17 protein-coding genes and 1 pseudogene are annotated in these 20175 nt (G+C 71.7%); 14 read left to right on the forward strand and 4 right to left on the reverse strand.

The window, feature by feature from the left end; genetic code table 11:
* The 3 genes and pseudogenes from VGN18_RS08215 to VGN18_RS08225 all read left to right on the forward strand — a co-directional run.
* Nucleotides 1-328 (forward strand): annotated as a pseudogene (locus tag VGN18_RS08215) (ABC transporter ATP-binding protein); the annotation flags it as partial.
* A complete protein-coding gene (locus tag VGN18_RS08220) occupies nucleotides 325-1203 on the forward strand; it encodes an ABC transporter permease (RefSeq protein ID WP_327539186.1) in 879 nt (292 codons plus the stop codon). The pseudogene VGN18_RS08215 and the gene VGN18_RS08220, both read left to right, overlap by 4 nt.
* 51 nt (nucleotides 1204-1254) lie before the next feature.
* Nucleotides 1255-2325, forward strand: coding sequence for an ABC transporter substrate-binding protein (locus VGN18_RS08225; RefSeq protein ID WP_327539187.1), 1071 nt, complete (start codon nucleotides 1255-1257; stop codon nucleotides 2323-2325).
* Nucleotides 2326-2382: 57 nt separating this feature from the next.
* On the opposite strand, the gene VGN18_RS08230 is transcribed toward VGN18_RS08225, so the two are convergent.
* The 4 genes from VGN18_RS08230 to VGN18_RS08245 form a co-directional block, all read right to left on the reverse strand.
* Nucleotides 2383-3627 carry an NAD(P)/FAD-dependent oxidoreductase gene (locus VGN18_RS08230; protein ID WP_327539188.1) on the reverse strand — a complete coding sequence of 415 codons (1245 nt, stop codon included), beginning with the start codon at nucleotides 3625-3627 and terminating at the stop codon, nucleotides 2383-2385.
* Nucleotides 3624-5009, reverse strand: a complete 1386-nt coding sequence (locus VGN18_RS08235; RefSeq protein WP_327539189.1) for an NAD(P)/FAD-dependent oxidoreductase — start codon at nucleotides 5007-5009, stop codon at nucleotides 3624-3626. The genes VGN18_RS08230 and VGN18_RS08235 overlap by 4 nt, the downstream gene beginning before the upstream one ends.
* Nucleotides 5006-6427, reverse strand: coding sequence for an FGGY family carbohydrate kinase (locus VGN18_RS08240; RefSeq protein ID WP_327539190.1), 1422 nt, complete (start codon nucleotides 6425-6427; stop codon nucleotides 5006-5008). The genes VGN18_RS08235 and VGN18_RS08240 overlap by 4 nt, the downstream gene beginning before the upstream one ends.
* A 79-nt stretch (nucleotides 6428-6506) precedes the next feature.
* Entirely contained in the window at nucleotides 6507-7466 is a 960-nt protein-coding gene (locus tag VGN18_RS08245) for a LysR family transcriptional regulator (protein WP_327539191.1), read from the reverse strand.
* A gap of 71 nt (nucleotides 7467-7537) precedes the next feature.
* Between VGN18_RS08245 and hisD (VGN18_RS08250) the strand changes: the two genes are divergently transcribed.
* From hisD (VGN18_RS08250) to VGN18_RS08300, 11 genes are all read left to right on the forward strand, one after another.
* Complete coding sequence (gene hisD, locus VGN18_RS08250; protein WP_327539192.1) at nucleotides 7538-8854, forward strand: histidinol dehydrogenase; 1317 nt, start codon at nucleotides 7538-7540, stop codon at nucleotides 8852-8854.
* Nucleotides 8855-9066: 212 nt separating this feature from the next.
* On the forward strand, nucleotides 9067-9849 hold the full coding sequence (locus tag VGN18_RS08255) for an ATP-binding cassette domain-containing protein (RefSeq protein WP_327539193.1): 783 nt from the start codon (nucleotides 9067-9069) through the stop codon (nucleotides 9847-9849).
* Complete coding sequence (locus VGN18_RS08260; RefSeq protein WP_327539194.1) at nucleotides 9849-10994, forward strand: ABC transporter permease; 1146 nt, start codon at nucleotides 9849-9851, stop codon at nucleotides 10992-10994. The genes VGN18_RS08255 and VGN18_RS08260 overlap by 1 nt, the downstream gene beginning before the upstream one ends.
* 46 nt (nucleotides 10995-11040) lie before the next feature.
* The gene (locus VGN18_RS08265) at nucleotides 11041-12099 is read left to right on the forward strand and encodes an ABC transporter substrate-binding protein (RefSeq protein WP_327539195.1); all 1059 of its coding nucleotides are present in this window, start codon (nucleotides 11041-11043) and stop codon (nucleotides 12097-12099) included.
* 172 nt (nucleotides 12100-12271) lie between these two features.
* Nucleotides 12272-13405, forward strand: coding sequence for an ester cyclase (locus tag VGN18_RS08270; protein WP_327539196.1), 1134 nt, complete (start codon nucleotides 12272-12274; stop codon nucleotides 13403-13405).
* A 15-nt stretch (nucleotides 13406-13420) separates the two neighbouring features.
* The gene (locus tag VGN18_RS08275; RefSeq protein WP_327539197.1) at nucleotides 13421-14215 is read left to right on the forward strand and encodes a nitrilase-related carbon-nitrogen hydrolase; all 795 of its coding nucleotides are present in this window, start codon (nucleotides 13421-13423) and stop codon (nucleotides 14213-14215) included.
* A 98-nt stretch (nucleotides 14216-14313) separates the two neighbouring features.
* Nucleotides 14314-15303 carry a LacI family DNA-binding transcriptional regulator gene (locus VGN18_RS08280; RefSeq protein WP_327539198.1) on the forward strand — a complete coding sequence of 330 codons (990 nt, stop codon included), beginning with the start codon at nucleotides 14314-14316 and terminating at the stop codon, nucleotides 15301-15303.
* An 86-nt stretch (nucleotides 15304-15389) separates the two neighbouring features.
* Complete coding sequence (gene hisD / locus VGN18_RS08285) at nucleotides 15390-16721, forward strand: histidinol dehydrogenase (RefSeq protein ID WP_327539199.1); 1332 nt, start codon at nucleotides 15390-15392, stop codon at nucleotides 16719-16721.
* A gap of 34 nt (nucleotides 16722-16755) precedes the next feature.
* Nucleotides 16756-17511, forward strand: coding sequence for an SDR family NAD(P)-dependent oxidoreductase (locus VGN18_RS08290; protein ID WP_327539200.1), 756 nt, complete (start codon nucleotides 16756-16758; stop codon nucleotides 17509-17511).
* Entirely contained in the window at nucleotides 17508-18959 is a 1452-nt protein-coding gene (locus tag VGN18_RS08295; protein ID WP_327539201.1) for an aldolase/citrate lyase family protein, read from the forward strand. The genes VGN18_RS08290 and VGN18_RS08295 overlap by 4 nt, the downstream gene beginning before the upstream one ends.
* Nucleotides 18960-19047: 88 nt before the next feature.
* The gene (locus VGN18_RS08300) at nucleotides 19048-20169 is read left to right on the forward strand and encodes a cupin domain-containing protein (protein WP_327539202.1); all 1122 of its coding nucleotides are present in this window, start codon (nucleotides 19048-19050) and stop codon (nucleotides 20167-20169) included.
* The last annotated feature ends 6 nt before the right edge of the window (nucleotides 20170-20175 follow it).

Genomic DNA, 20175 nt, shown 5'->3' on the forward strand with positions numbered 1-20175 from the left:
CATGGACGAGCCGTTCGGGGCCCTCGACGTGCAGACCAAGGCGATCATGCAGACCGAACTGCTCGGGCTGTGGGAGCAGTCGCGCCCGTCGGTCCTGTTCATCACCCACGACCTGGACGAGGCGGTGGCCCTCGCCGACCGCGTGCTCGTCATGACCAGCAGCCCCGGGTCGATCAAGGAGAGCTTCGACATCGACCTGCCGCGCCCGCGCGGCGAGGTGCAGGAGATCCGCCACGAGCGGCGCTTCCTCGAGCTGCAGGGCCAGATCTGGGCGTCGCTCAAGGACGAGGTCGAGCGGGCGTACGCCCTGACGGCAGGTGCGGCATGACCGACACCGCACTCCAGCTCGAGCTGGCGTCACGCGCGGGCGGGGAGGCCGGCATCAAGGCCGCCGCCGTGCACGCGAGACGACGCCGGACGGTGCTGCTGCGCCTGACGCAGGTGGCCGTGGCCGTCGTCATCTTCGGCGGCTGGCAGTGGTTCACCACCGAGAACTGGCTCGACCCTTTCTTCTACGGCCAGCCGTCGGGCATCTGGCACTCGCTGGTGCACCTGTTCACCAAGGGCACCGAGTTCGGCTCCATCTGGGACGACCTCGGCGTGACCCTGCGCGAGGCCGTCTACGGCTTCGGTCTCGGTGCGCTGGTCGGCGTGTTCTTCGGGCTCGTGCTCGGCCAGAGCCGCTTCCTCGCCGACGTGCTCGGGCCCTACATCAAGATCGTGAACGCCGTCCCGCGCATCATCCTGGGCTCGATCTTCCTCGTCGCCTTCGGGCTCGGGACGCTGCCCAAGGTGCTTCTCGCGGCCGTCCTCGTCTTCTTCATCGTCTTCTTCAACGCCTTCCAGGGCGTCCGCGAGGTCAACCCGAACCTGGTCGCCAACCTCAAGGTGCTCGGCGCCTCGCCGGTGCAGATGGCCCGGCACGTCACGATCCCGTCGGCGCTGACCTGGATCATCGCCAGCCTGCACACCGCGTTCGGGTTCGCGATCATCGGCGCCCTGGTCGGCGAGGTGCTCGGCTCGCAGCGCGGCATGGGGCTGATCATCAGCCAGGCCCAGAACCGCTTCGACCCCGACACCGTCTTCGCCTGCATGGCGATCATGGCCGTCGTCACGCTCGTCGCCGAGTTCCTGATCTCCCGCTTCGAGCGACGGGTGCTGTCCTGGCGCCCGCCGACGCACACCGCAGCCGCCGGCATCTGAGCCGACCGGGCACCGCACCCGCTCAACCCTAACCAATCGAAGGGAACACCCATGTTCAAACGTGCCATCACGGCCGTGGCGATCGGCGCCCTGGCCCTCGGCTCGACCGCGGCCTGCTCGAGCAGCGGCGCCGGCAGCTCGTCGCTGCCGACGGTCCGGCTCATGGTCGGCGGCATCGACAAGCAGATCTACCTGCCCTACGAGCTCGCCCAGAAGCTCGGCTTCTACACGAAGTACGGCGTCAAGATGGAGCTCTCCACCGAGACCAACGGCGGGGTCGGGGCCGAGGACGCCATGGCCTCGGGCCAGGTCGACATGGCCGGCGCCTGGTACATCCACACCATCGACTTCCAGTCGAAGGGCAAGAACGTCATCGACGTGGTCCAGCTCTCCGGCGCCCCCGGCGAGCGGATCATGTGCTCGCCCAGCAGCAACGTCACGACGGCCGCCGACTTCAAGGGCAAGACGATGGGCGTCACCGACCTCGGGTCGGGCACCGACGAGCTGACCCAGTTCCTCGCCGCCCAGAAGGGCGTGAAGCGCAGCGAGTACCACACGCTCGCGGTCGGCGCGGGCACGACGGCGATCGCCGCGATCCAGCGCAAGAGCGCGCAGTGCGTCATGACGACGCAGCCCACGGTGGGCGCGCTCGAGAGCAAGAACCTGGCGACGTCGGCCGTCGACCTCGCCACCACCCAGGGCGCGCAGGCCGCTCTCGGCGGAGCGTGGCCGGCGGCGAGCGTGCTCGCCCAGGCCAGCTGGGTGAACAGCCACAAGGGCACGGTGCAGAAGGTCGTCGACGCGCTCGTCGCTACGATGCACTGGATCAGCACGCACTCGGCCGCCGACATCGCGAACAAGCTGCCGAGCGACTACGTGCAGAACGCGACGATCACCAAGGCGCAGTACATCGCCGGGCTCAGCACCGACAAGGCTCAGTTCCTGCCCGACGGCGTCATGCCGGCCGGCGGCCCGAAGACCGTCTACGCGATGGAGAAGCTGATCGGCACCGACGTGTCGAAGGTGACGATCGGCAACACCTTCACCAACGAGTTCGCCATGCAGGCCAACAAGACCGAAGGCTTCACGCCGTCGACGCCCCCGGCGGGCCCGACCGGCTGAGGTTCACGACCCCCGGCGACGGCCGGCTGCCCACGAGGCGGCCGGCCGTTGCCGCGTTCAGCCGAGCGCGATGGTCACGTCCCCCGCTGCGGGCTCGACGGCGCCGAGGATCGCGGAGGGGACGCGGAAGACGCGGCCGGGGGAGGCGGGCCAGGGCAGGCGCCGGCGGGCGATGACGGTGCCACCCTGACGCAGCACCACCGTCGGGCGGCGGACGAGCGCGCCGGTCGAGAGGAGCAGGCGCCCGCGCGCCGGCGTTCCCGCGGCCGGGTCGACGACGCCCGGCGAGACCCACTGCAACGGTGCCTCGGGCCGGAGCCGCACGCCGTCGGCGCGCCAGCGGCGCGTCCCGAGCCAGTCCTGCACCGGGGCGACGAGGTGGCGGCCGTCGAGGGCGGCGACGTCGGCGGTGTCGACCGGGTGGATCACGTTGCCGGCGGCGAAGAAGCCCGGCCGGCTCGTGCGCAGCGCGGCGTCGACGAGCGGGCCGCGGGTGCCGGGGTCGATGAGCAGGTCGGCCTGGCGGGCGAGCTCGCTGTCGGGGATCCAGTCGCCGGTGAAGACGACGGTGTCGCAGTCGACCGTCCGGCGCGCGCCGGTGCGGGTGTTCTCGACCTCGACCGCCTCGAGCCGGCCGAGCCCGACGAGCCGGACGACGCGCGTGGTCGGCGCGACCGGCGTGCGCAGCAGGGTCCGGCCGGCGACGGTGAACGCGGCGTAGGACTCGGGCCGGCGGTGTGTCGTGGTCATGAGGACGGTGCGGCACCCCGCCTCGCGCAGCGTGAGGACCGCCGACCAGCTGACGAGTTCGGCGCCGACGACGACGGCGCGGGTACCGGGCACGCCGTGGTGGAGATGCACGAGGTTCTGCAGCTGCCCGGTCGTGTAGACGCCGCGGGGCCGGTCGCCCGGCACGAGCCGCGCCGCCCGTGGACGTTCCCGCGCCCCGGTCGCGAGCACCACCGCACCGGCGGCGATCTCGAGCCGGCCCTGCGGTGTGGTGACCGATGCCGAGCCCGTCGGGGTCCAGGACGTCACCATCGCCTCGGTGCGCACGACGGCCCCGGCCGCGAGGGCACGGTCGACGAGGCGGTGCGCGTACTCGGGGCCGGAGACGAACCGGCGCAGGTCGCGCAGGCCGTAGCCGGGGTGATCGCTGTGCCGCGGGATGCCGCCCGCCTCGCGTTCGCGGTCGAGCACGAGCACCGGACCGGTGCCGGCGCGGGCGAGGGATGCGGCCGCCGTCAGCCCGGCCGGCCCGCCGCCGACGACCAGCACGGCCGGCGTCAGTACCTCGCTCATGAGGGCGTCACCGCCGCGTCCAGCCGGGCGCTCACCTCGGCGCCGCAGTAGAACCCCTGGCACCGGCCGTTGAGTGCGCGGGTCCGGCGGCGCAGCCCGTCGAGCGTCGTCGGCGGGATGGGCGAGGCGAAGGCGTCGCGGATCTCGCCCGCGCTCACCCGCTCGCAGAAGCAGACGATGCGGCCGTACTCGGGATCGCCGGCGATCAGCGCGCTGTCCTGGTACGGCCGGCGGAACGCCTCACCGATGTTCGGCACGCGCGGCGGCGCCGGCAGCGAGGCCTTCGGCGTCAACTCCGCGCCGCCCTCGCGCAGCCGGTCGCGCACGTACTCGGCCACGCCCATCGACGACGACAGCCCGGTCGAGCGGATGCCCCCGACGAGCAGGTAGCGCAGCTCGGCCGAGCACTCGATCAGGTAGTCGCCGTGGTCGACCGCGGCCCGCAGCCCGGCGTAGGTGGCGGTGACCTCCTCCTCCAGCAGGCGGGGCATGAGCTGCTCGGCCCGGCCCCGCAGGAACGCGAGGCCGGCCTCGGACGTCGCGGTGGCGGTCTTGTCGGTGAGGTCCTCGGCGGTCGGGCCGAGCATGACGTTGCCGTAGATCGTCGGGCTCACCAGCACGCCCTTGCCCATCTTCGACGGCACGGGCAGGACGATCGTCGGCGCCAGGGGGCGGGCCAGCTTGTCGAAGACCAGCAGCTCGCCGCGGCGCGGGGTCACGGTGAAGCGGTCGAAGCCGAACGAGCGGTCGATCTCGTCGCTGCCGAGCCCGGCGGCGTTGACGACCCATGTCGCCTCGACCCGGCCGGCGTCGGTGTGCAGCACCGTGGAGGCGCCGCCGGCCTCGACCCGCTCGACGCGGTGCCCGAGCAGCAGGTCGGCGCCGCGCATCCGGGCCTCGGTGGCCAGCGCGAGGGTGGTCGTCCAGGGACAGATGATCGCCTCGTCCGGCACGGTCATCCCGCCGAGCGCACCCGGCCCGAGGGCGGGCACCTGCCGGTAGACCGCGGCGGCGTCGATCAGCTGGCAGGACGGGTAGCCGTTGCGCCCGGCCTTGGCCCGCAGGCCGGGCAGGGCGGCGAGCTCGTCGGGGGTCCAGGCCACCATCAGCGCGCCGGTGCGCTCGACCGGGATACCGGTGACCCCGGCGTACTCGGCGAGCAGTTCGCTGCCGCGCCGCACCAGCCGCGACTCGAGCGTGCCGGGGGAGGCGTCGAAGCCGGTGTGCAGGATCGCCGTGTTCGCCTTGCTCGTGCCGTCGCCGACGTCGTCGGACGCCTCGACGATCGCGACGCGCAGCTCGTGGGCGAGCAGCTCGCGGGCGATGGCCACCCCGACCACGCCGCCACCGATCACCGCGACGTCGTACCGGACCCCGGTCATCGGCCCTCCGGGGCGAGGTTGGCCGCCAGCGCCGCGTTCCAGCGCTGCCGGTAGGCGGTGGCCCGCGCCGGCGACCACTGCGGTTCGTAGCCCTGCGCCGGCGTCCAGGCCAGGGCGGCGGTCGCCGTCGGGTCGAGGGCCCGCTGCCCCGCCGCGGCCGCGCCGAGCGCGGTCGCGTGCACGTAGGGGTAGACGTCGACGGGCACCTGCAGCAGGTCGGCGGTGGCCTGCATGAGCGTGCGGCACCGGGCCAGGCCGCCGTCGACCCGCAACCGTTCGATCGGCGCACCTACGTCCGAGCCGACGAGACCGGCGAGCTCGGCCACCTGGGCCGCGATGCCGAGCACGACCGCGAGCACGAGCTGCTCGCGCGAGGTCGACAGCGTCAGCCCGACGAAGCTCGCCGCCGCGTCGGCCCGCCACCACGGCGCGCCGAGTCCGGCGAGGGCGGGCACGCACAGTACGTCGTCGGCCGCCCCGACCTCGATGCCGTCGATGTCGCGCACGTCGGCGATCAACCCGACGTCGACGAGCCAGCGCACCGCCGACGCGGCGGTGAAGACCTGACCGTCCAGGCAGTACGAGGTCTCGCCGGCCAGACGCCACGCGACCGAGCTGCTCAGCCCGGACGGCGAGCGCACCGCCCGACCGCCGGTGTTGGCGAGCAGGAAGGCGCCGGTGCCGAACGTGCACTTGGCGCTGCCGGCCGTGGTGCAGCCCTGGGCCAGCAGCGCGGCCTGCTGGTCGACGATCAGCCCGGCCACCGGCACCTCGGCGCCGAACGTGCTCGTCGTGCCCACCACGGTGTCGCAGTCGACGATCGCCGGCAGCGTCTCGTCGCCGAGACCGAACAGCGCCAGGAGCTCGGCGTCCCAGCGCACGGAGTCGAGATCGACCAGCAGCGAGCGGCTGGCGGTCGAGGCGTCGGTCACGAACGCGCCGGTCAGCCGGTGCACCAGCCAGCTGTCGCTCGTCGTCACGACGCCCGCGCCGGTGAGATGGCGGCGTACCCACGCCATCTTCGGGGCGGAGAAGTACGGATCGAGCACGAGCCCGGTGCGCTCGTGCACCCACTCGCCGGCACCGGCCAGCGACGCGACGAGCGACTCGCTGCGCCGGTCCTGCCAGACGACGGCCGGCGACAGCGCCGCGCCGGTCGCGGGATCCCACGCCAGCACCGTCTCGCCCTGGTTGGCCAGGGCCACCACGTCGACCGGGCGACCGGCGGCTGCGATCGCCCGGCGACCGGTGTCGAGGACGGACTCCAGCAGCTCCTCGGGGTCCTGCTCCACCCCGCCGCCGGGCAGGTAGACCGGCCGGATCGCGGCCTCGGCGAGCCCCACCACGCCGTCGACGGGGTCGACGACGACGGCCTTGGTCCCGGACGTCCCCTGGTCGAGCGCTAGCACCGTTGGCACGCGCGCACCCGACGAATCAGCCTTCGGCTCACGCCGACACGGTACGGCCTTCCGAAACCCTCGGTGCATACGGATGTCGTCACTTTTTCCCGACGCGCCGGCCCGACAGCCAGTCGTCAGCCATCCCGGGCAGATCCTCGACGCGGTCGCTCTCGTGCAGCATCTGCTGGGCGAGCAGGGCGATCTCGCGGGTGGCCGGCGACAGCGGCCGGTTCTCGCGCCGCACCAGGGCGATCGTGTCGTAGATCGGCGGGTCGAAGGCCACGCTGCCGAGCCCGGGAGGGCAGCCCGGGCTCGCCGCCACCGCGCGCGAGGTGAACGTGTCGCCCGCCCCGGCCGCCACCAGGTTGAGGGCGGTCTCCACGTGCTCGACCTCGATCCAGGGCTGCAGCTTGAGCCCGGCCAGCGCGGCCCGTTCGGCGATCTGACGCCGCGTCGGGTCGTGCCAGCCGGAGTGCGCGTCGTAGAGGATCAGCCGCATCTCGGCCAGGCGCTCGACCGTCATCGGCGCGGCCACCCGGGCCGGGTCGGAACTGACGAAGATCACCTCGTCCCGGACGAGGGGGGTGACGATGAGCCCCTCGGTGGCCACCGGCAGCACGACCAGCCCCGCCTCCAGCGTGCCGGCCGCGACCTCGCCGGCCACCTGCACCGAGTTGAGCCCGACCATCCGGGTGCGCACGTGCGGATGGGCGGCGTGGAAGCGCGCGACCAGACCGGACAGCAGGTAGTAGTCGGCGTTGCGCAGCACCCCGAAGGTCGCGACGCCACCGCGCAGCGATTGCACCGAGCGCAGTGCGCGGCTCGCGTCGTCGGCCGCGGCGACCGACTGCTCGGCGTGCGGGACGAGTTCCTGACCGGCGTCGGTGAGCACGAGGGTGCGCCGCCCGCGCTGGAACAGCGTGACGTCGTGCTCCTGCTCGAGCCGGCGCACGAGCTCGGAGACCGCGGCCTGCGACAGCTGAATCTCGGCCGCGGCCGCGGTGAACGAGCCCGTACGCGCGGCCGCGAGAAAGGCGCGCAGCTGGTTGAGCGTCACAAGGAAACCCTATGGCAATCACGGGATCACTGGGTGTTGTTACTGGAAAGTCCCGTCAATACTGTCGCCGCATGTACTTCACCCCCGCCGCACTGACCGAGCTCGACGGACCGTGCACCTTCGTCAAGCTGCCCGGTCACGACGGACCGCCGGCCCAGCGTGACCCGGCCGTCATCGCGACCGTGTCGGAGATGCTGAGCGCGATCTCGGCCAACGGCCTGGACGCCGTGCTCAAGTACGCCGAGCAGCTCGACAATTTCACCGGCCGCGACATCGAGCTCGACGCGAAGACGATCGCGGCGTCGGGCGACCGGCTCACCCCCGAGCTGCGCCGCTCGATCGAACTCGGTGCCGAGCGCACCAAGGCCTTCGCCGAGGCGCAGCGCGCGCACCTGTCCGACTTCGAGATCGAGCTCGTGCCCGGGCTGGTGACCGGCCAGCGCTACATCCCCATCCAGCGGGTCGGGGCGTACCTGCCGGCCGGGCGCTTCCCGCTCACGGCCAGTGCGTTCATGACCGTCAACGTGGCCAAGGTGGCCGGCGTCGACTCGGTCATCGCCTGCACCCCGCCGCAGCCGGACGGTCACGCGAACGCGGCCGTGCTGTACGCCGCCCACGTCTCGGGCGTCGACCGCGTCTTCGTGCTCGGCGGGGTCCAGGCCCTGGCCGCGATGGCCTACGGGCTGCTGGGCGAGCGGCCGGCCGACATGATCGTCGGCGCCGGCAACGCCTACGTCGCCGAGGCCAAGCGGGCCCTGTTCGGCCGCAGCGCGATCGACCTGCTGGCCGGCCCGTCCGAGGTCGCGGTCATCGCCGACGAGACCGCCGACGTCGAGCTCGTCGCGGCCGATCTGCTCGGCCAGGCCGAGCACGGTCTCGATTCGCCGGCCGCGCTCATCACCACTGACGAGGCGTTCGGCCGCGCGGTCGCCGCCGAGGTCGAGCGCCAGATCCCGACGCTGTCGACCGACTGGGTGTGCGGCCCGGCCTGGCGCGACTACGGCTCGATCACCGTGGTGTCCAGCCGCGAGGACGCGGTGCGGCTGATGGACGACCTCGCCCCGGAGCATCTCGAGATCCAGACCGCCGACGACGCCTGGTACCACGACCACCTGCGCAACTACGGCTCGATCTTCCTCGGTCCGTGGAGCACGGTGGCCTACTCCGACAAGGGCATGGCCGGCACCAACCACGTGCTGCCCACGGCCGGCGGGGCCCGGCACAGTGCCGGGCTGTCCGTCTCGCGCTTCCTCAAGCCGCTGACCTACCAGCGGGTCAGCAAGGAGGCGACGCACGACCTCGCCGATGCGGTCGACGTCATCTCCGAATCCGAGGGAATGGCGGCCCACCGGGCCACCGCGACGCTGCGGCTGACCCGACTGGACTGACGCTGCACCCCCGCCGGGAGGCGCGGGATCTCGGCTGGGAACGCATATGTTCCAAGGCGATTGCACCTGTTGACACCGGTTATGCATACGTATACGTTCTCGCCCGAGCCACCACAACGTCGTGATCGAGAACGAGCCAGGCACGGACGCGAGCACGCGTTGCTCGACCACCCAGTACGCATCGAGCAGTTGACGATCGACGGAGGCCTTACGTGGTGTACCAGCTGGAAGCACGCGGAATCGTCAAGCGGTACGGGCACGTCGAGGTGCTCCGCGGCACCGACTTCACCGTCGAGGCCGGCAAGGTCACGGCCCTGATCGGCGACAACGGGGCCGGCAAGAGCACCCTGGTCAAGATCCTCTCCGGCGTGATGCCGCCGCAGGGCGGCGAGATCCTGCTCGCCGGCAAGCCGATCAGCCTGAGCTCACCGAGCCATGCCCGCGAGCTCGGCATCGAGACGGTGTACCAGGATCTCGCCCTGGCGCCCGACCTCGGCCCGGCCGAGAACGCCTACGTCGGTCGGGAGCTGGTCAAGCCCGGCCTGCTCGGCAAGCTCGGCGTCCTCGACAAGAAGAAGATGCGGACCGAGGCGTTCAAGACCTTCACCGCCATGGGCACCGACGTCAAGGACATGGATGCCGCGGTCGCGGCGCTGTCCGGAGGCCAGAAGCAGAGCGTGGCCATCTGCCGCTCGGTGATGTGGGCCAAGGGCCTGATCTTCATGGACGAGCCGACGGCCGCGCTCGGCGTGCGCCAGACGCGCCGGGTCCTCGACCTGATCCGCCGCGTGGCCGACCGGGGGATCGCGGTCGTGCTGATCAGTCACAACATGCCGGAGGTGCTCGAGGTGTCGGACTCGATCCAGGTGCTGCGCCTGGGCCAGCGGGTCGCGGAGTTCACCGCCGCCGAGGCCACGGTCGACCAGCTCGTCGGGGCGATGACGGGGTCGCTCGAACTCAGTGCCAGCACCCAGGCGAAGTTGGGTGACTCCTGATGAGCATGTTCGAGAAGAACGACGGTGTCGGGACGACCGCGGCCGAGGCGCCGTCGGAGTGGATGATCACCACGCCCAGCGGCGGACCCGACGACGGCGTCGTGAGCGAGCGGGCCGACGGCGGCGACATCGGCCTGCCGCTCGACGCGGTCGCGCTGAGCGGCATGTCGCCGCGGGCCCGCATGATCCGCCGCGGGCTCAACTCCTCGCCGGCGTACATGTTCACCGCCCTCGTCGTCATCTTCGCCGTGTTCTCCTTCCTCGCCCCCGACACGTTCCCGCACTGGGACAACGTCCAGCTGGTCATCTCCAACTCGGCCGTGCTGATGACGATGGCCGTCGGCATGACCTTCGTGATGGTGGCCGCCGGGTTCGACCTGTCGATCGGCTCGGTGCTCGTCTTCAGCGGCGTGATGGCCTCCAAGGCGATGACCAGCTTCGGCGGCCAGGGCTACGGCACGTTCGTCGTCGGCCTCGCCGCCGCCCTCGTCAGCGGTGCGGCGTGGGGACTGTTCAACGGCTTCTGCGTGACCCGCCTCAAGGTGCCGGCGCTGATCACCACGCTCGGCTCCCTCGGGGCGGCACTCGGCATCGCGAACCTGATCACCAACGGCAACGACGTGTCGACGGTGCCGAACTCGCTGATCTCGATCCAGACGCAGAGCTGGTTCGGCTTCCCGCCGATCTTCTACATCGGCCTGCTCGTCGTGCTCGTCGGCGGGGCCACCCTGCGCTTCACCAAGTTCGGCCGGCACACCTATGTCGTCGGCTCGAACGACGAGGCCGCCCGCCGCGCCGGCATCAACGTCAACAACCACCTGCTCAAGCTGTACATGCTCAGCGGCACGCTCGCCGGGCTCGCCGGGATGATGTCGCTGATCCGCTTCTCGACCACCACCATCGGCGGTCACGGCGACGACGCCCTGAACGTGATCACCGGCGTGATCCTCGGTGGCACCAGCCTCTACGGCGGCGCCGGCACGATCCTCGGCACGGTCATCGGGTTGTTCATCCCGGCCGTGCTGCAGGACGGCTTCAACATCAAGGGCCTGCAGTCCTTCTGGCAGCAGGTGGCGACCGGCTTCATCCTCGTGCTCGCCGTCTACATCGACCAACTCAAGCGCAAGTCGCGCGATCGAGCTTGACCCGCAACAACCACGTCCGCCCAGGCACCACCCCGAGAGGAATGTCATGAGAGCAGTAAAGAACTGGACCGTGCTCGGCGCGGCCGTGGCCGCGACCGCCCTGGTGGCGGCGTGCAGCAGCAGCGGCGGCACGACGACCACGAGCAGCACCGCCGGCGGCGCCAGCACCCCTGCGGCGGGTGGCTCGTCCACCTCGTCCGGTGGGAGCACGACCAAGGCCGGCAAGATCGTCTACATCCCGGGCCTGACCGGCAACCCGTTCTACAACACGGTCAGCTGCGGCGCCGGCACCGAGGCCAAGGCCAAGGGCGTCGACTTCGAGTACCTGGGCTCGCCGACGTTCGACGTGCAGAAGCAGACCGCGGTCGTCCAGCAGGTCACGCTGACCAAGCCGGGCGCGATCCTGATCTCGGTCACCGACCCGAAGGCCATGGAGGCGCCCCTCAAGGCGGCCAAGGACAAGGGCATCAAGATCATCACGATCGACGGCGACCTCGCCGACACCAGCGTCGGCATCTCCAACATCCAGTCCGACAGCCTCGCGGGTGGCAAGCTCGCCGGCATCGCGATGGCGCAGGCGGTCGGCAAGAAGGGCACCGTGCTGCCGATCGACAACTCGACCGGCTTCGTCCCGTCCAAGCAGCGCACGGACGGCTTCGCCGCCGGAGTCAAGTCGGTGTCGCCCGACATCACGGTCCTGCCGGTGCAGTACTCCAACAACGACCCGGCCAAGGCGGCGAGCTTCGTGCAGCAGGCCGCGGCGGCGCACCCTGACCTGGTCGGCGTGTTCGGGGCCGAGACCAACAACACGCAGGGCGCCCTGACCGGCGTCCGCGAGGCCGGCAAGCAGAACAAGATCAAGGTGACCGGCTACGACACCTCGGACCCGATCGTCACCGCGCTCAAGCAGGGCCAGCTGCTCGGCGTCGTCGTGCAGAACCCGCGCGGCGAGGGCGTGCAGGGCGTCGACAGCGCGCTCGCGGCGATGCAGGGCCAGTCGGTTCCGCGCAACCAGGCGGCGGATGCCCTGTTCGTCACGCCGGCAACGGTGAACAGTGACAAGGCGAAGTCCTACATCTACGACGTGAACTGCAAGATCCAGTAGTAGCCCGCACCCCCACCGCACCAGTCGGCCCGCAGGGCCAGAAACGGCCAGGATCGTGACCGAGAAGACCGCGGCATCGGAGGCGGCGCGCACCGCCGCCTCCGATGGCGCCACCCCCGTCCCGGCAGTCCAGCGCAACGGGGTCGCCACCCCCCGTCCCCACCACCCCCCGATGCAGGCATCGTTGGTGGGCGACGGGCCGTCGCGGCGCACGATGCCCACGGACTTCTCGATCGCGGTCCGGCCCAACGCCGGATCCGACACCCTGCGGGCCGAACGGGCGCGCGGCGAGCGCGTCCAGTCGATGCGGGGGTTCGAGGACACCTTCACCGACATCGTCGACTACATCGTGCGGATCACCGACCGCATCTGGGAGTTCCAGGACGTCGGCTACATCTACGACACCTACGCCCCGGGCTGCATGGTGTACGACGACCACGGCCCGAACATCGGCGTCGAGCGGGTCGTCACAGGCACGATCAACTCGATCAACGCGTTCCCCGACGCCACGCACATCGCCGACGAGGTCATCTGGGCCGGCAACGACGAGGAAGGCTTCGTCACCTCGCACCGCTACGTCGGCACCGCCCACCACCTCGGCGCCTGGCGCTACGGCCCGGCGACCGGCCGCAAGGTCAACCTCTGGGGCATCGCGAACTGCGTCGTCAGCGAGAACGAGATCTACGAGGAGTGGGTGCTCTACAACAACTGCTCCCGCTTCATGCAGCTCGGCATCGACGTGCGCTGGGCCGCTCGCGAGTACGGCAACGAGCTGCTGGCCACCGCGGCCGACCGGCAGGTGCCCGAGATCCAGCGCCTCGACGGCGGGCGCCACCCCGAGTACTACCCCGAGTCGACGTCGTCGCACTTCGACGTCGAGCACTTCGTGCGCAAGCTCTGGCACGACGCCTACAACCGGCGCGACCTCAGCGCGGTCGACCGCGCGTACACCGCGACGGTGCGCTGGAACGGCACCTCGAACCGTTCGGGCTACGGCCGCAGCTTCGTGCGGGGCCAGGCGCTGAGCCTGCTCGCGACCTTCCCCGACCTCGGCATGCACGTCGACGAGGTCTACTGGATGGGCAACGACGTCGACGGCTACCGCGTCTCGGTGCGCTGGACCGCGATCGGTACCCACCGCGGCTACGCGATGTACGGCGCCCCGACCGGCCGGCGGGTGCACCTCTGGGGCATCAGCCAGCTCTACCTGAGCGACTTCCGGATCACCGAGGAGTGGTCGTGCTTCAACGAGTTCGACGTGCTGTGCCAGCTGCTGGCCGACGAGCCGCCGACGATGATCAGCTGACGCGGTGACCCGCCCGTGATCACGGTGACCTGCGTCCAGCTCGCGCCGGTCGCGGGCGATGGCGCGGGCAACCGCGCGCGGAGCACCGCCGCCGTCGCCGCCGCGGCCGGCGCCGACGTCATCGTCCTGCCCGAGCTGACGACGAGTGGCTACGACTTCGAGAGTGTCGAGCAGGCCCGGGCCTCGGCGATCACCGCCGACGATCCGGTGTTCGACGACTGGGCCCGCGCCGCCGGGGGCGCGGTGGTCGTCGGCGGCTTCGCCGAGCGCGACGAGAACGGCGTGCTGCGCAACAGCGCGATGCTCGTCGACGGTTCGGGCCGGCGGGTGCGCTACCGCAAGACGCATCTCTGGGACGAGGAGGCGCTGTACTTCACACCCGGGGACGAGTCGCCGCCGGTCGTCGACACCCGGGCCGGGCGGATCGGCGTGATCGTCTGCTACGACCTGGAGTTCCCCGAACTCACCCGCTCGCTCGCCCTGCGCGGCGCCGAGCTGCTCACCGTGCCCACCAACTGGCCGCTGGTCGACCGGCCCGAGGGCGAGCATCCGCCGGAGCGGATCATCGCGATGGCCGCGGCGCGGGTGAACCGCATAGCCGTGGCCTGTGCCGACCGCACCCACCTCGAGGGCGGGCGCCGCTACACCGAGGGCACCGCGATCGTCGACGCCAACGGGTGGACGGTGACCGAACCCCTCACCGGCCCCGGTTCGGTGACCGCCCGCATCGACCTCGGTGTCGCCCGCGACAAGCGCATCTCGACCCGCAATCACCTGTTCGACGACCGTCGACCGGAGATCTATCGCTAGCCCTGTACGACACCGACGATCGGATACCGTGTCCGAGTCGTCCGGCCGACACTCCGTGTGCCGCCGGGCGGCTTCGGGTCCCGGGGAAGGCGGCGGACGTGAGCGTGACGAGCCGCGATGTCGCACGTCTCGCCGGCGTCTCGCAGCCGACGGTCTCGCGGGCCCTGCGCGGCGACGGCCGCATCGCCGAGGCGACGCGGGCCCGCATCGAGCAGGTGGCGGCCGAACTCGGTTACGTGCCGAGCGAACCGGGCCGCAGCCTGTCGACCCGCTCGACCCGGCAGATCGCCATGGTGGCCGACTTCGAGAACCCGCTCTACCCGACGCTCGTCGGGCCGCTGCACGACACCTTCGCCGAGCACGGCTACCGCATGGTGCTGCTGGCCGAGCGCGGCGACGACCAGGTGACCTATGCGCGGTTGCTCGACCGTTCCGTCGACGGCGCAGTGCTCACCACGACGCTCGTCGACTCCTCGCTCTCGCAGCTGCTCATCGACCGCCGACTGCCGTTCGTCGAGCTCAACCGGCGCAGCGGCCTGCCCGGCGCCAACAGCCTGACGGCCGACAACGAGGGCGGCGCGGCGTCGTGCGCCGAGCTGCTGGTCGGCCTGGGGCACCGCCGCATCGGGGCGATCTTCGGGCAGGCCCGCACCAGCACCGCGCGCGATCGCGAGAACGGGTTCCGCTCCGCGCTCGGCGCGGCCGGGCTGGCCCTCGCCGACGACCACGTCAGCAGGGGCAGCTTCGCCTACGAGGACGGCGTGCGCGGCCTGTCCGAGATCATGAGCTCGCCCACGCCGCCGACCGCGATCTTCTGCGGCAACGACATGGTGGCCGTCGGGGCGCTCAACCAGGCGTTGAACCTGGGCATCGACGTGCCGGGTGACGTGTCGATCGTCGGCTTCGACGACCTCGCCATCGCGTCGTGGCCCTGCTTCCGGGTGACGACGGTGCGGGTCGACCTCGCGAGCATGGCCCGCGCCGCGGCCGAGGCGATCGTCGGGCAGCTGCAGGGTCGGCGGGTCGTCGCCGCCAAGGCGTACCCGACCGAACTCGTGCTGCGCCGCACCCACGCGTCGATCTCGTAGCTCACAAACGCCCGGTCCGAGGCTTGACTCCGCTGTGCGCATACGTATACATTCCCGGGCAGCCGCCACCGACCGGAAGGGCCACCGTGCCGACCTACCTGAAGACGCCCGTCGCCACCGTGAGCGATGCCATCGCCAGCCGCGACGAGGTCGCCGCCACCGTGCGCGACGTCATCGCCGACATCCGCGAGAACGGCGACTCGGCCGTCCGGGCGTACTCGGAGAAGTTCGACAACTGGAGCCCCGAGTCGTTCCGCCTCTCGCCGCAGCAGATCGACGAGATCGTCGCGACCGTGCCCGAGCAGGTCATCCGCGACATCGAGTTCGTGCAGGCCCAGGTGCGCAACTTCGCGACCAAGCAGCGCGAGTCGGTCGTCGACTTCGAGGTCGAGACGCTCCCCGGCGTGCGGCTCGGCCAGAAGAACATCCCGATCCAGGCCGTCGGCGCCTACGTGCCCGGTGGTCGCTACCCGCTGACCGCCTCGGCCCACATGACGATCGTGACGGCCAAGGTGGCCGGGGTGCCGCGGGTCGTGGCCTGCACGCCGCCGATCCGGGGCGAGATCCCGGCCGCGACAGTGGCCGCGATGGCGATGGCCGGCGCGGACGAGATCTACCTGCTCGGCGGCGTCCAGGCGATCGCCGCCCTCACCGTCGGCACGGAGACGATCGAGAAGGTCAACCTGCTTGCCGGTCCTGGCAACGCCTACGTCGCCGAGGCCAAGCGCACACTGTTCGGCGAGGTCGGCATCGACCTGTTCGCCGGCCCGACCGAGATCCTGGTCATCGCCGACGACGACGCCGATCCCTTCGTCGTCGCGGTCGACCTGCTGAGCCAGGCCGAGCACGGGCCCGACTCGCCCGCGGTTCTCGTCACAACCAGCGAGAGCGTCGCCCGCGCGGCGATGGCGCACATCGACGAGATCCTCGTCGACATGCCGACGAAGGACTTCGCCGAGCCGGCCTGGCGCAACCACGGCGAGGTCGTCGTCGTCGACACCCTCGACGAGGCGTTCGCGGTCGCCGACAGCTACGCCTCCGAGCACGTCGAGGTGCTGACGGCCGAGCCGCGCCAGGCGCTGGACAAGATGCACGACTACGGCGCGCTGTTCCTCGGCGAGGGCACCTGCGTGAGCTACGGCGACAAGGTGATCGGCACGAACCACGTGCTGCCGACCCGCGGCTCGGCTCGCTTCACCGGCGGCCTCTGGGTCGGCAAGTACCTCAAGACGGTCACCTATCAGGAGGTCACCGATCTCGGGTCGAGCGCGATGCTCGGCGAGCTGTGCGGCCGGGCCGCGCGCGTCGAGCTGTTCGAGGGCCACGCCCGTTCGGGTGACGTGCGCGCGGCGAAGTACCGCGGCGCGACGCTGAGCTGGACGGAGCACGAGTTCGATACCGTCGGCGCCGGTTCGTGACGGGCGGCCGACGACGAGGGCGGGGAGCGCATCGATGATCGAGGGCCGCACGGCGCTGGTCACCGGTGCCGGCAACGGGCTCGGCCGGGCGATCGCGGTGGCGCTGTCCACCGCCGGGGCCCGCGTGGTGCTCGCCGGGCGAGGGGTCGACGCGCTCGAACAGACCCGGGCGCAGCTCGACGGTCCGGCGCGCGTCGCGGCGGTCGACGTCGCCGACCCGGACTCGGTCGCCGCGGTCGCGCGGAGTCTCGTCGACGAGACGATCTCGATCCTGGTGAACAACGCCGGCGTGCCCGGACCGGTCAAGCCGCTTGTCGAGATCGAGCCCGACGAGTGGGACGCCGTCTTCGCCGTCAACGTCCGCGGCATGTACCTGATGTGCCGGGCCTTCCTCCCGCCGATGATCGAGCGGGGCAGCGGCGACGTCATCAACCTCGCGTCGGTGTCGGGCAAGCGCCCGCTCGCCCTGCGCACGCCGTACACCGCGTCCAAGATGGCGGTCCTCGGCCTGTCGACCACGCTCGGCGCCGAGGTCGGGCCGGCCGGGGTGCGGGTGAACACGCTCTCGCCCGGTCCGGTGCGGGGACCGCGGATGGCCCGCAACTTCCGCCTCGAGGCCGAACGGCTCGGCATCACCGAGGAGGCCGCCGAGCAGGCGTTCGCCGGCCGGGCCGCCCTCAACCGGTTGGTCGAGGAGGACGAGGTGGGCGCGGCCGTCGTAGCCATGCTGCACATGACCGGACTGCACTGCGCCGACATCGATCTCTCGGCCGGCATGGTCGCGCGATGACGCCGTTCGCCACCCGCTTCCGCCGCGGTGACCGGCTGCTCGGCGCCCTGGTGCGGATGCCCAACGAGAACCTGGTCGAGCTCGCCGGACTGGTCGGCCTCGACTACCTCGTGATCGACACCGAGCACGGGCCGGGCGACCAGCTGGCCCTGACCCATCACGTCGTCGCGGCCCAGGCGAACGGCATCGCCGTGATCGTGCGGGTGGGGCGCCCGGACGAGGTGCTGCGGGTGCTCGACCTCGGTGTCCACGGCATCCTCGCGCCGCACGTGTCGAGCGTCGACCAGGCGCGCGCGTACCTCGACGCCGTGCACTACCCGCCTCTCGGCCGGCGGGGCTTCGCGGCCTACACCCGGGCCGGGAACTACGGCCTGCGCACCGCGACCGAGCACCTCGACGCCTCGCGCGAATCCCTCCTGATCACGATGATCGAGGACCCCGACGGGCTTGCGGCCGCCGGTGACATCGCTGGGCTCGACGGCGTGGACGGGCTGATGCTCGGGCCGGCCGACCTCGCCTGCGAGCTCGGGGCCGTCGGGCGTCCCGACGACCCGCGCATCGCCGCCGCGGGGCAGGCCGTGCGTGACCGCGCCCGGGCCGCGGGCATCGTCCCCGTCTCCATCGTCGGCGCACCGGAAGCCGCCGAGCGCGCCTTCGCCGCCGGCGACACGGCGGTCATGTTCAACGTGCAGCTGCTGCTGGGGCAGCTGTTCACCCGGCTCGCCGCATCGGGTCCGGAGCCGGCCGAGGCGGCGCCCGAGCCGCTCGTGCTGCTGCCCGGCATGCTCGGTGACGCAACCGTGTGGGAGGGCGTCGCCACCGAGCTCGGCCGCGTCGCCGAGCCCCGCTTCGACCGCATCGACCTCGACGCCTCGATTCCCGGCATGGCCGACTCGGTGCTCGCCGTGGCACCGGAGCGCTTTGCGCTCGCCGGGCACTCGCTCGGCGCGATCGTCGCGCTGGAGATCGTGCGCCGCGCGCCCGAACGCGTCACGCGATTGGCGCTCGTGAACGCCAGCGGGCGCGGGCCGTCGGACGACCAGCAGGCCGCGTGGTCGACCCTGCTCGAACACCTCGACAGCGACGGATTCGACGGCGTCGCCGCCGATCTGGCCCGGGCCACGCTGCCACCGACCCGGCGCGCCGACCCCGCCCTCGTGGCAGCGGGGGAGCGCATGGCTCGCGCCGTCGGCCCCGACGGCCTGCGCCGGCAGCTGCGCGCGCAGCAGGCCCGTACCTCCTACCTCGACGACGTCGCCGCGATCGACGTGCCGGTGCTGATCGTGAGCGGCGCCCTCGACGAGGTCTGCCCGCCGGCCCGGCAGGACGAGCTGCTGGCGCACTGCCCGCGCGCGCGCCTCGTCACCCTCGACGACGCCGGGCACATGGCGCCGCTGGAGCGACCGGCCGAGGTCGCCGCCGCCCTGCGCCGCTGGCTGGCCGAGTAGGGCCGAAAGCGTTGACAACCCGGGAGGGCATGAAGATCATGCATACGTATACTCACTGCTCGTGCCACGATCGTGCTGAAGGAGTCCGATGACCACCGACGTCGTCGTCACCCGCGATGAACTCTCGTCCCGGACGATCCTGCGCCAGGATCTCAAGCCCGACCGCGCCGCGTTCCTCGACACGAAGATCCCCGGCTCGCAGGACAAGATCAACTACCCGCTCATCGGCCCGGGAGTCTCGGAGAACGCCGAGCAGGTCGTGCCCGTCACCGCGCCGCACGGGTTCAACCTCGGCGGCGCCGTCATGCCGGCCGGGGTCGTCAACAACCTGCACCTGCACTTCACCGCCGAGGTGTTCGTCTGCTTCGCCGGTCGGTGGCAGTTCCGCTGGGGCGTCGACGGCAAGGACGGCGAGGCCGTGGTGGCCGCCGGTGACGTCATCTCGATCCCGACCTGGATCTTCCGCGGGTTCACCAGCCTGACCGACGATGCGTGGCTCTTCACCGCCCTCGGCCGTGACGTCAGCGGTGGCCTGATCTGGGCGCCGTCGGTGATCGAGGAGTCGGCCAGGTACGGCAACCACCTCGGCATCGACAACAAGCTCATCGAGACCGAGCCGGGCGAGACGCCGAGCGGGGTCGAGCTGCGCCGCCCGCTGACCGGCGAGCAACTCGCGACCCTGCGCCCGGTGAGCGTGGAGGAGATGCGCGGCCGGCTGGCGCAGCCGGGCGACCTAGTCTGGTCGGAACGTCCGTTCCTCGACTCGACGCTGCCCGGTGGCGGCGCCCACCTCGCCACCGTCGTCGGGTACGGGCTGACCGAGGACCGCTTCCAGTCCCCGCGCCTCGCCGACCCGCACAGCCTCACCCTGGCCTGGCTGCGGTGCGCCCCAGGCACCGGCATGAACCGGCACCGGACGTCGGAGTCGCAGGTGGTGATCGTCAAGGAGGGCCGGCTGCGGGTCACGCTCAACGAGGCCGATCCGGTCTCGGTCGAGCTCGGCCCCTACGACACCCTGTCCGTGCCGCCCGGCGCGTGGCGGCAGTTCGAGGCGGTCGGCGACGAGACCGCCCTCGCCGTCCTGCTGACCAGCGGCGAGAGTCGCGTGTACCTCGAGTGGGAACCCGCCGTCGTCAGCGCGGCCCGGGCCGCCGATCGGGCCCTCGACCCGAACGGCTACGTAGCGCCGGCCAGCATGCTCAACGACTGACGGGGA

Origin of the sequence: Jatrophihabitans sp. (assembly GCF_036000465.1) — a bacterium.
In the GTDB taxonomy this organism is placed as follows: domain Bacteria; phylum Actinomycetota; class Actinomycetes; order Mycobacteriales; family Jatrophihabitantaceae; genus Jatrophihabitans.